This is a genomic window from Shewanella polaris, assembly GCF_006385555.1.
Lineage (GTDB): Bacteria > Pseudomonadota > Gammaproteobacteria > Enterobacterales > Shewanellaceae > Shewanella > Shewanella polaris.
Genome location: NZ_CP041036.1, coordinates 2,919,683 through 2,931,876, shown reverse-complemented (window position 1 = coordinate 2,931,876; position 12,194 = coordinate 2,919,683). Strand labels below are relative to the sequence as shown.

Below are 12,194 nucleotides of genomic sequence, written 5' to 3'. Positions count from 1 at the left end.
AATTTTTTGAAATTGACTTTTTTTGAATCAAACCCTCCAAACTTTGGTGATGAGTTAAACAAATATTTATGGAGTAATTTAATTGAACCTGGGTTTTTTGATGAGGACGAAAGCACTTTATTCTTAGGTGTTGGTTCAATTCTTTGGGATCATTATCCTAAAGATGCAACAAAAATAGTGATGGGTTCCGGATATGGTGGTTATACACCAATTCCTAATGTTCATGATGGTAGTTGGGATATTACGTTTGTTAGAGGTCCAAGAACAGCTCAACTACTCAATATTGATAAATCTAAAGTGATAACTGATGCTGCTATTTTAGTTAAATATCTCAAATTTCCATCACATATACAGTCACCAAATAGAGTTAGTCGAATTGGTTTTATGCCTCACTATCAGAGTATTCCTCGAGCATGCTGGAAAGAAGTTTGTGAAGTTGCTGGCCTAGTTTACTTAGATCCTACAGAACCAAATGTAACAAACACACTTTCTATGATTAAGAGTTGTGATTTTATTATTTCAGAAGCGATGCATGGCGTAATACTTGCCGATACATTACGAGTTCCTTGGATTCCTATTCAACCCAAAGTAGCTATTCATCGCAATAAATGGTTCGATTGGGCTGAGTCGATGGATTTATCATTATCCTTCAATGACTGTCCAAACTCTTCTATACTAGATTTCTGGTCTTCATTTTCGGGTTTACAAGCAACCGGAAAACGTAGCAATTATGTTCAAAATAAATTAAAAATGATCAATTCCATTTTCGTTAATAATGCAGCTAAAACATTATCGAATTTTATAATTGACGATGCTTTTTTGAGTTCTGACAGTGTTTTTGAAAGAAATTCTGTTAACGCTTTGGAAGCATTAAGTTCAAAATGCAAAATCGTTAGGGGTATCGGATGAAGCATTTAGCTGTAATTATTCCATTTTATCAAAAGAAATCCGGATTATTGCGTAATTCAATAAATTCGATTCTTTCACAGTCTGACATTGATAACATAAGAATTACTATTATTATTATTGATGATGAGTCTCCAATTAATGCTGAGAAAGAGTTAATAAATATAGAAAAAATACAAAATATAGAAATTGAAATTATTAATCAAGAAAATTCAGGCCCAGCCAAAGCTAGAAACGTTGGACTTGATTTGGCTGATTCTTTGAACGTTGATTATATTGCTTTTCTGGATTCTGATGATATTTGGCATGACGACCATATTAGTCGGGCGATGTTTTATCTAAATAAAGAAAGTGATTTCTATTTCTGTGATCATCAGCGGTTTGATAATGAAAATAGCTACTTTGTAGAAAATCCTTATATAAATGATTATGTCAATAAATATAAAGTTGAGCAATCTTTAGTTATTGAAATTAAGGCAAAAATTTTCTTTGTTAATTTAATTGAAACTTATTTTTGTCAAACTTCAACAATCGTTTTCTCTCGTAAAATACTTAATGGTTTACGTTTTGATGAAACATTGACTGTTGCAGGTGAAGATCATTTAATGTGGCTTCATTTAATTTCTCAATGTAACATAGTCACTATGGATTTAAAGTCTGGAGTTGATTATGGAGAAGGTGTCAATATATTTACGTCTAGCAATGACTGGGGAACGTCATTATCAATTAAAAATAACTTTGATCAGTTCAGCTTATTTCTTAAAATGAGTAAAGAATTTATTCTTGATAATGCAGTTAAAAAATTTGTAAAATATAAAATGGATGAAAAGTTTTCTTTTTACTCGTATCTAACAGTTAAATTTGCGCTAAGATTCGACTTCATTGGTTTTAAATTATTGTTTAATAGTGACCTTCCTAAGGTATCAACTTTTTTTAAAATTATTTATAATTTTTTCTATTTCATAATTATGAGACCATTGAAATGAGAAATGTTCTAGTTACTTGCCTTTCGGTTGGGTCTAGAATGAATAGCCTAGAAGAGTGCATTTCAAAAGTTAAATCTCTTGAAGTGAATAATTTTACTTTCGAGTTGCTTATTCTAGAAAATTCTATTACAGCTTCAACAGAAATACAAAACCTAATTGGTAAATATAGATCTAATGATTTTATTATAAATCATTGTTTAGAGAGTCGTTTAGGTATCCCATTTGCTAGAAATGCAGCTCTTAAATATGCAGTTGATAATAATTTTTCTTTTTTAGCTTTTATAGATGATGATGCTTATCCAGAAAAATTCTGGTTAAATCATCTTATGTCAACGCAAAAATCTTATAATGCTAATGCTGTTACTGGCCCACAGATCCCCATTTTTCCTCAGACGGCCAACAATTCGTTTAAATTTGCTTCAATTTTCTCTGAACGAAAGTTTGCTCACAACAAAACTATTTCATGGGCAGCCACTAATAATGTGCTTATGGATGTGAAATTTTTTAATAATAATAATCTATTTTTTAATGAGCAACTAACAGAAGGGGGAGAAGATAAAAACCTTTTTCTTCGGGCTACAAAGCAAGGAGCTACTCTTTATTGGGATGCGAATGCATTAGTTTATGAAAATGTAGTTGATTCGAGAATGACAGTAACTTGGGTAATGGATAGAAGCTTTAGGCATGGTGCAACAGGCTATGCAATTGAATCTTCGACTAAGTCAAAAATTTATACCTTTTTAACATGCTTATTTAAAGGTAATGCGTATATTTTAAAATCTTTTATCTGGCTTCCAGTTAATATTATTAATCCTAAAAAATCATTTCTAGATTCAATTTGTGATTTTTTTCATGGGCTTGGCTTCTTTTATGGTCTTTGGTCAAAAGGACGGTTTAAAAAATATATATGAATACCGTGATTGAAAATGATATAGATGTTTCTATTGTAATAGCTGCTTGGAATTCTGCTGATTTTATTGAAACTGCAATTTTTTCTGCTTTAAATCAAGTCGGTGTAAGTGTTGAGGTTATCGTCATTGACGATTGCTCGACTGATGATACCATTTCTGTTGTACAAAATATTAATGACCCTCGTCTTCGGTTAATTAAAAACATAAAGAATACTGGGCCAGGTGGAGCAAGAAATGCGGGTTTTGATGCGGCAAGAGGTCTGTGGATAGCCGTACTTGATTCTGATGATGATATGTTACCTGATCGATTATCGACTTTGCTTTCTTTAAAAAATGATAAAACTGATATTATTCTTGATAATTTTTATCAGAAACTAAATTCTGACTCAGATTTAATACCTTATTATAGTAAATCAGATCTTCCTTTGGGTGAGTTTTCTCTTTCGTTCTTGATTAATACCAACCTCATTTTTTCAAAGGTAAAATCAACTGGTTACTTAAAGCCCGTTTTTAAACGTAGTTTTATTAAAAATAAAGGGGTTAAGTATTGGCCCGAAGTTAGAGTTGGAGAAGATTATTATTTCCTCGCCAACTGTTTAGCTAATTCTGCTAATGCAGAGGTCGTTAAATATTCTGGCTACATTTATAATGTTCGTGGCGATTCAATATCAAGTGTTTTAAACTTACATCATATAAGTACATTGATTGATGCAGATACTAAACTAGTTAATTGTTTTTGTTTTGATAAAACTACTGAAATCGCGCAAGTTACCCGTACTAAAAATCTTCTACGATCATATAAATACCTCGAGATAGTTAACCTGTTAAAACAACGTAAGTTAATAAAAGCTTTTATTTATTCAATTTTATTTCCTTCAAGTTCATTTTTGTTACATCAATCAATTTTAAAAAGATTAAATATTATCTTAAGAGGCTCTAATGGATAGACCATCAAAGTTTCAATTCACTGGCGTACGATCGAATTTTTTATTACGAATTTTCGACATTGCTATTATCGCATTTTCATTATTAATTATGATGCGTGGCTATAATATTGGTTTCGATAAGGACTATTTGTTAGTTCTAATTGGTGTCTTATTCTTTTTTAGTTATGTTGGTGAATCATTAGGGTTATATCGTTCTTGGCGCTTAGGCCGCTTCTCTACAATGTGTAGAATAATATTGCTTAATGTAACCTTTGCATTTTTATTAATGACTTTAGTTTTATTTTTGTTTAAATACAGTGATACTTATTCGCGAATCGCTATGGGTGGCTGGTATTTTCTCTCTGTTGTGTTATTAGTCAGTTGGCGTTTTTGTGTTAGAGAGATAAAACGTATTCGCAGAATAAAAGGTTATAATGTTCAAAAAATTGCAATTGTTGGATTAACACAAACTGGCAAGCTCTTATATGATGAAATATTCAAACATGACGAATTAGGCTTTGAATGCGTTGGTTTTTTTGATGATAGAGAACCGAAGCGTATTGAAAACCTTGATGCGTCATTATTAAAAGGTTCTATAGACGATGCTGTCCAGTTGGCTCGTGCGGGTAATATACACAAATTATATGTTTGTTTGCCTATGTTGGCTGAAAAACGTATAGCCGATATTATTCTGACTCTCGGAGACAGCACTGTTGATGTGTTAATTACCCCCGACTTTTTGTTGAAAAACTTAATGCATGCTCGCATTGGCAGTGTTGGTGAAGTCGATACGTTAAGTGTTTTTGAGTCTCCAGTTGCTGGAATGAAGCGTTTTTACAAACGTAGTTTTGATATCATTTTTAGTTTATGTGCCATAGTGGCTATATCACCTGTACTCATTACTGTCGCTATAGCTGTTTATATATCATCACCCGGGGCAATTATTTTTAAGCAAGATCGTTATGGCTTAGATGGCCGGAAAATTAAAGTATGGAAATTTCGTTCAATGACGGTAACTGAAAATACAGATAAGGTTATTCAGGCTAAAAAAGGCGATGCCCGTATTACTAATGTAGGTGCATTTATACGAAAAACATCATTAGATGAATTACCTCAATTTTTTAATGTCCTCATGGGAGATATGTCAGTAGTAGGTCCACGTCCTCATGCTGTCTCTCATAATGAAGAATATCGTAAGTTAGTAAGTTATTACATGCTCCGACATAAAGTTCTACCGGGTATTACCGGCTGGGCTCAGGTTAATGGTTGGCGCGGTGAAACGGATACCCTTAATAAAATGGAGAAGCGGGTCGAATATGATCTTGATTATATTCGTAATTGGTCATTGTGGTGGGATATAAAGATTGTATTTTTGACTTTTTTTAAAGGCTTTGTCGGTAAAAATGTTTATTAAATATTCCGTAGGTTATTTATTCATTAACCTTTTTATCCCTTTTCTGACGATTATTTATTAGTCTTTCGGATGATGTTTGCCCTTTTGACATTCTGTTAATGTTTTGTAGGCCAAACCTAAGGCTTATAAAGTCAAACACAGCTAATTCAAGTTTTAAATTTTGCTCTTGGGCACTATAGCGTAAGTGTTGTTTTCCCCTCATACATTTTTTATAAGGATATTAGTCATGAACATACCGTTTAAATTGAGTCACATTGCTACTGTTATTACCTCATTAGTACTTATTAACCCTGTATTTGCAGCCGATGAAAAAGCTGGCATGATTCAAACTGAATCGGGTATTGATTTTATACCAGGTTTAAATAGTGGTATTAAATATGATGATAATATCAGCAGTGCTTCAGTGGATACTCAAGACAGTTGGATTTTAACTGTTACCCCAGCAGTACAAGCTCAGCTATTGGATGGTAACAATATTCATACGTTAGAGCTTGGGTTTGAATACGGTGATTATTTTAGTAGTAGTGATGATAACTATCTAGATGCTTTACTTCGGGCTAGTTCTGAAGTTGAGTTAAACCAGTCTAACCGTTTTAATTTTGAGGCTATGTACGTTGCTGGTCACGAAGATCGTGGTACTGGTGTTTTTGAGGGGAATAGCGGCTATATTCAAGAGGAACCTAATACCTATGATGTGTTTAGCGCCGGAGGGTTTTATGAATACGGTGCAAAAACAACGCCAGCGAGGGTTCGAGTTAATGCTGAACTTTATAGTAAAGAGTACAGTAATTATGAAACTATAACTCAATATCGTAATTTTGATGATACGACTTTAGGCGCTACATTTTATTACGATACTCGGTCTGTAACCAGTATTTTTGCTGATTTTCAAAGTGTTGATACCGCCTATGATTCGATGGATCCAACTGGTGACCGTGACAGTAAAACTAATACAGCAAGGTTAGGGGTCGAGTGGGAGGCTACGGCTGCTTCAGAAGGAAGTATAAAAGTCGGTTACCAGCGAAAAAGTTTTGATAATAAAGAACGTGAAGACTTTAGCGGTTTGTCATGGGAGGCTAAGGTTTCTTGGAAACCTCTTACATATTCGGTGTTTGATTTTACCACGGGCCGTACTAGCCGAGATCCTAATGGTTTCGGAGATTATGTAAAGGAAACTAGTTATGGCGTTAAGTGGAACCACGAGTGGAGTGATTTATTCTCTTCAGCCATTGGTTACAGTCATTTTGATGACATTTACACTGGCGTAGATCGTGAAGATAAAAGTAAGCTTTACCTATTTTCTGTTAATTATAACGTTAGTCGTTGGTTAACTTTAGAGGCTGGAGTCAATATTTCTGAAGTTGATTCTAATGATGAACAGTATGTGTTTGACCGTAACGTGTATTTCATCAATGTCGAAATGACCTTATAGGGATCCCATGAAGCATTTATCTCATTTATTTTTTTCTGTTATGTTTTTATTGCTGCTTATACAGCCTACGCTTGCCAGCGCTCAAACTCAAAGTTACCAATTAGGGGCTGGCGATACTATTATCATTAAAGTGTATGGTGAAGACGCATTAACACTCGAAACTAAAATTACCAATAGCGGCACCATAAACTACCCTTTTTTGGGGGCACTAGAATTGAATGGTTTAACTATTAAACAGGTAGAAAAGTTGGTTTATGATGGTTTAAAAGGCGATTATTTTATTGAGCCTAGTGTGTTTGTAGGTATGGTTGAATATCGGCCATTTTATATTCATGGTGAAGTTAAAAAACCTGGTGGTTATCCATACCAGCCTGGAATGACTGTAAACCAAGCTATTGCCTTAGCTGGTGGATTAACCGAACGGGCCTCACAAGAAAAAATTTCAATTTCTCGTGAGGGTAGCAAAGTAGAGTCTGAACAGGGCACCATTAATAGTGCCATTCAAGCCGGCGATACCATCACTATTGAACAGAGATTTTTTTAATGATCTTCCAAGAAAGACGACAAAGAGCTTCCTCAGACAATGTTATTAGCCCAGCAACAATGCAAATGGACCAGCTTATTAATGTTAAAAAACTGCTTTTACCAATATTACGTTTTAAGTGGAGAATTTTAGCTTTCACATTGTTAGTTACCGCGTTAACCATATTTGTGGTGTTAAGTATTACGCCAACTTATAGGGCTTCATCGACATTATTGATTGAGTCGGAGCAGGCTAAGGCTATTAAAATTGATGAAGTCTATGGGATTAATTCTGGTCAACAAGAATACTACTTAACTCAGTTTGAAATCATTAAATCTCGTAGTATTGCTGAACGGGTATTTAATGATCTTGATTTAATTAATCACCCGGCTTTTAACCGGCCACCAAGTTGGTTTTCTAAGCTTAAATCTCAGCTAAACTTTATTCCTAAAGAAGTGGCCACGGGTGATAGCATAGTAAATCGAGACATTGCCAAACATCAATTAATAAACAGTTTCGCTCGAAGTATCAGTATTTCCCCTGTGCGTAAAACGCAGCTGGCGTATATTAGTTACGAAAGTACAGACCCAAAGCTTGCAGCTCAAGTCGCTAATGCTGTGGGTGATACCTACATTATAAGTCAGTTAGAAGCTAAGCTTGGAATGACCCAGAAGGCTAATGTTTGGTTAGGGGGGCGTTTAGAAGGCTTACGCTTAAATTTGGACCAGTCTGAATATAGATTAGAACAATTTAAGCTTGAAAATGGTTTGATAGACGTAGAAGGGGTTACGGCATTAGATGCCAAAGAGTTAGAGCGTTTAAGTGATGAGATTACTGTGGCAAGATCGCGTAAAGCCGAAGCCGACAGCTTTATGGCAGTGGTCAAACGTTATGGCGACACTGACATTAGTCGTCTAGAAAGCTTACCTGAAGTGACGTCACATCAGTCAATACAGAATGTAAAACGCGAAGTGGTGTTAGTTGAACGAAAAGTGTCTGAATTACAACAAGTTTATGGTCAAAAGCACCCTAAAATGATTGCTGCGCAAGCTGAGCTTAATACCGTACAGCAAAATTTACATAAGCAGATAAGCCGGTTAGTCCAAGGGATTGAAGATGAAGCGCAAACTGCAGCGCAAAATTTAAAAGCCCTAGAATCGCAATTCAATTCAGCTAAAACTGCGTATCAAAACTTGAGTACCAAGGATATCGACTATCAGCGTTTATTGCGTGAAGTTGACACCAACAGGCAGTTATTTGACAGCTTTTTAGCTCGTCAAAAAGAAACCGCAGTCACAGGGGATTTTGATTCACCAGTTGCACGATTTACTGACCGTGCCGTTGAACCGTTATCACCTGAAAAACCAAAGAAAAAAATGATTGTTATTTTAGCATTTATGGCAAGTTTAGGTTTTGCTATTGTATTAGTTTTAGCTTTGGATTCGTTAAATGACACGATTAAGACTAGTGATGATGTTGAAAAAATATTGTCACAAAGGTCGTTAGGTTACGTGCCTAAAGCCAAAAAAGGCACCAGTTATGAAGACATTAATTTTGCTTTTTATGATACGAGTTTACCTCTGCATGCGGAGGCTATTCGTACCATTAGGACTTCTTTGTCATTGATGGCCATGGGTAATAAGTTATCGACCATTGAGGTGACATCATCCACTCCTAATGAAGGGAAAACCTCGACATCAATGAATATAGCATTTGCCTATGCCACTATGGAAAAAGTATTAATTATTGATGCTGATTTACGTAAGTCTAGCTTAGGGATGCGCTTTGGTTTACCAACGTACCAGACCGGTCTTGCTAATATATTATCGGGTACAGACAGTGTGGATAATTGTATTGTAAAAGAAGTAAGACCTAATGTGGATGTTATGCCCGCAGGTGCCGTACCGTTAAATCCGCAAGAATTATTGTCTTCTAGTCAGTTTGATGAATTACTCACAATGCTTAAAACCCAATACAGTAAAATTATTATTGATACACCACCTGTACATGCTGTAAGTGATGCATTAATTATAGCTTCATTATGCGATGCCACAGTGCTAGTGGTGAAAGCAGGACATACTCGTAGCGAAGCGATTAAGTTGACATTAGCTAAGTTAAATCAGGCTCGAGCTAAAGTGTTTGGCGTAGTGTTAAACCAATTCAATGTTAAAGATGCACTGCAATATCAAGGAGATTATGGTTACTACCAAGCTTATGGCGCAGATTCTACAATTAAAGACTCTGCCACCAAAAAGATTAAGGCGAAGAATAAGGCATGATTGATTTACATTGCCATATCTTACCCAATCTTGATGATGGGGCAAAATCTATTGATGAAGCCATTGGTCTAGTGGCGCTCGCTGTTGAGCAAGGGGTATCACGTATGGTCGCCACACCTCATATTCATTTGGGCATTTTTAACAACAATTTGCAGTCAATTAATAAGGCTTATGACGTGTTATGTGAGGCGTTGGCATTAACCAGTTTAGATGTGCAAATACGCACTGCCGCAGAGGTAAGAATTACGCCAGAAATCATGCTGTTTATTGAACAACAACAATTGCCTTTTCTAGGCCGTTATCAGCAAAAAGATGTGTTGCTGTTAGAGCTGCCTAGTAGTCACATCCCTCCTGGTACAGACAAGTTGATTAGTTGGTTATTGGAAAGGAATGTATTACCTATGATTGCTCATCCTGAACGTAACCGAGAATTACAATCTCACCCTGAACGGATAAACCCTTTTGTTCGATCTGGTTGTTTATTTCAGTTAACCGCAGCGTCATTAATTGGCGACATGGGGCCAGGCCCACAAAAATTGAGTGAATTTTTTATTAAACAAAAGCTTTATTCCATTATGGCTTCTGATTGTCATTCATTAAACCGCCGTCCTCCAAAGTTGATGCAAGCCAGTAATATAGTGACAGAGTTGACTAGCCAAGAATATGCATATGCGTTAACGACGTTGGTGCCAGATAATATTTCTAATGCACTATTTGCGGAGTGCGGTGATTAATGACATGGGTAAAGTTGTCTCCTCGCATGATGGTTTACGCATTAATGATATTTGCATTGTTAAGCTTACTGCCCATGTTGATGCAAAAGGGCTTAGCCAATGCATATCATTTTAAGTCGCGTTTTTATATTGACCAATGGCAACAAGGTACAAAACCTACATCGTTACAATATGCTAATGCATTATTGGCTGCTGATTATGCTTTTAGTGTTGACGACAAAAACCCTCATTATTTGTTAACGCTAGCCAAAGTAATGGAGTGGGGGGTGTTTTCGCAACAAGCAGAACCGAATATTATAGTGTTTAATCAACTGTATTTGGATGCAATTACTCTGCGACCTAGCTGGCCAAATGCTTACAGCGATTATGCGTACAATTTAGCTTTTATCCAGAAAGATATTGTGCAAGCTTGGCCGTATTTAGAGCAAGCCTTGCATTATGGTCCATATGCTCCAGAAGTGTTACATCAAACTTTAGCAATTGGTTTTGCTTATTGGCCTAGTTTAACCATGGCCCAAAAGCAAAAAGTATTTAGTAGCGCTTATATTGCAGCTAGTGCTAATTGGGAAATGTTTATCGATCTTAAAACGCTGGCTTTGAAGTATAAATTAACCCCTGTGATCTGTACTTATTTTGCTTATGCAACGCCCGTTAGTGGTGACGTTAATAAATGGATTAAACTGGATATGTGCCGCTAATGGATAATAGAATTTCCCATCCGACGATGCCTTTTGGGTTATTTAATCGTTTTATGTTGTTAGCGTTATGTGCAGTTATTATTTGGATGCCTATTCCATTAGGTAGTAATCGAATTTGGGCATTGGCGATTTTAGAATTTGTTATTATTACATTAGCTGTTGCGCATGTTGCATATTGTTTTAAACATGATGCGTTATTACTTCGTCACGAGTGGCAAAAAAAGCTGTTGTTACCCATAGTATTAATGCAGGCCTACTTGTGTATGCAATTATTTAATTGGATACCGCTAATTGATACTGTTGACCCATATCAGACGGCACAGCAATTACTTAAGACCTTTTGTTATGCCCTGTTTATTTTATTAGTGAGTCAATATTGTCAGCAAGCTAAAGCATTACGTTGGTTGTTGATTGCCATCATTATTTCTGGTTGTTTACAGGCTTTTTATGGCACTTTACTCAATTTGTTGCAGCTTGAAGTATCACCTATTTTTGGTTATCACGATGGTGATAGGGCCCGTGGATCGTTTGTGTATCAAAATCATTTTGCTAATTATCTAGCATTATGTCTTTCTATTGCCTTTGGCTGGCTATTATCAGAATTAAAAACAACCAAAAAAGAGTTCGATTTACGTGGGATGTTAATTGATTTGTTATCGACATTATTCAGTCGAAAACTCATTTTACGTTTAGCAATAGTGATCATGATTATTGGCTTAATCTTAAGTCGGTCGCGTATGGGAAATGCCGGTTTTTTTACCTCTCTGGGCGCCGTATCGCTGTTGTCGATGTTTATTTATCGTCGTCCTGCAACCTTGTTTAAGCCTTTAGTTGTGAGTATTTTTATTCTGGATTTATTGATTGTGGGTTCTATTTTTGGCGTTGAGAAAGTTAAGCAGCGCCTCAATGACACCTCTTTTGCCTCAGAAACTCGAGATGAAGTAGTTATTGATAGCCTTCCTATTATTCAAGAACATCTGTTTACTGGTACTGGTGGTGGAAGTTTTTATACTGTATTCCCGCAATACCAACCACAGTTTTATTCTGGTTTTTACGACCATGCTCATAACGAATATATACAGTTTGTCCTTGAGTATGGTCTGGTAATGACATTGATATTAGGTTTATGGGTACTTTATTCATTTTGGTTAGCTTGTCGAACTATGTATTTACGTCACAATAAACTTTACAAGGGCGTCGCATTTGGTTGTGCAATGGCAATAGTGCACATGTTGTTGCATGTTTCTGTCGACTTTCATCTGCAGTCCCCCTCTAATACTTTATTATTTTTAACCATTTTAACCTTATGTTGGTTAGTACGTTATTTACCTGCTGACACTGCGCAAACGAAGTCTGCGCTTAATCCATTTTAGTTTTTTAATTTT

The 12,194-nt window shown here is 35.8% G+C and carries 11 protein-coding genes; all 11 read left to right on the top strand.

Annotated elements, in window-relative coordinates; genetic code table 11:
* Window positions 1–6: 6 nt before the first annotated feature.
* The 11 genes from FH971_RS12770 (at window position 7) to FH971_RS12720 (ending at window position 12,182) form a co-directional block, all read left to right on the top strand.
* Complete coding sequence (locus FH971_RS12770) at window positions 7–909, top strand: polysaccharide pyruvyl transferase family protein (protein ID WP_140234546.1); 903 nt, start codon at window positions 7–9, stop codon at window positions 907–909.
* The gene (locus tag FH971_RS12765) at window positions 906–1,892 is read left to right on the top strand and encodes a glycosyltransferase family A protein (RefSeq protein ID WP_140234545.1); all 987 of its coding nucleotides are present in this window, start codon (window positions 906–908) and stop codon (window positions 1,890–1,892) included. Before FH971_RS12770 ends, FH971_RS12765 begins: the two co-directional genes overlap by 4 nt.
* A gap of 38 nt (window positions 1,893–1,930) precedes the next feature.
* Window positions 1,931–2,803, top strand: coding sequence for a glycosyltransferase family 2 protein (locus FH971_RS12760; protein WP_167496018.1), 873 nt, complete (start codon window positions 1,931–1,933; stop codon window positions 2,801–2,803).
* Complete coding sequence (locus FH971_RS12755; protein WP_206194422.1) at window positions 2,800–3,750, top strand: glycosyltransferase family 2 protein; 951 nt, start codon at window positions 2,800–2,802, stop codon at window positions 3,748–3,750. Before FH971_RS12760 ends, FH971_RS12755 begins: the two co-directional genes overlap by 4 nt.
* Window positions 3,743–5,143: an undecaprenyl-phosphate glucose phosphotransferase gene (locus FH971_RS12750; RefSeq protein WP_140234543.1), complete on the top strand. Its 1,401-nt coding sequence runs from the start codon at window positions 3,743–3,745 to the stop codon at window positions 5,141–5,143. Before FH971_RS12755 ends, FH971_RS12750 begins: the two co-directional genes overlap by 8 nt.
* 226 nt (window positions 5,144–5,369) lie before the next feature.
* Window positions 5,370–6,575 (top strand): outer membrane beta-barrel protein, encoded by a 1,206-nt coding sequence (locus FH971_RS12745; RefSeq protein WP_140234542.1) that lies wholly within the window; start codon window positions 5,370–5,372, stop codon window positions 6,573–6,575.
* A 7-nt stretch (window positions 6,576–6,582) separates the two neighbouring features.
* Window positions 6,583–7,119, top strand: coding sequence for a polysaccharide biosynthesis/export family protein (locus FH971_RS12740; RefSeq protein WP_140234541.1), 537 nt, complete (start codon window positions 6,583–6,585; stop codon window positions 7,117–7,119).
* Entirely contained in the window at window positions 7,119–9,377 is a 2,259-nt protein-coding gene (locus tag FH971_RS12735) for a GumC family protein (RefSeq protein WP_140234540.1), read from the top strand. Before FH971_RS12740 ends, FH971_RS12735 begins: the two co-directional genes overlap by 1 nt.
* Entirely contained in the window at window positions 9,374–10,111 is a 738-nt protein-coding gene (locus tag FH971_RS12730; RefSeq protein WP_140234539.1) for a tyrosine-protein phosphatase, read from the top strand. The genes FH971_RS12735 and FH971_RS12730 overlap by 4 nt, the downstream gene beginning before the upstream one ends.
* Window positions 10,111–10,809: a hypothetical protein gene (locus FH971_RS12725; protein ID WP_140234538.1), complete on the top strand. Its 699-nt coding sequence runs from the start codon at window positions 10,111–10,113 to the stop codon at window positions 10,807–10,809. The genes FH971_RS12730 and FH971_RS12725 overlap by 1 nt, the downstream gene beginning before the upstream one ends.
* Window positions 10,809–12,182 carry an O-antigen ligase family protein gene (locus tag FH971_RS12720; protein WP_140234537.1) on the top strand — a complete coding sequence of 458 codons (1,374 nt, stop codon included), beginning with the start codon at window positions 10,809–10,811 and terminating at the stop codon, window positions 12,180–12,182. The genes FH971_RS12725 and FH971_RS12720 overlap by 1 nt, the downstream gene beginning before the upstream one ends.
* Window positions 12,183–12,194: the final 12 nt, after the last annotated feature.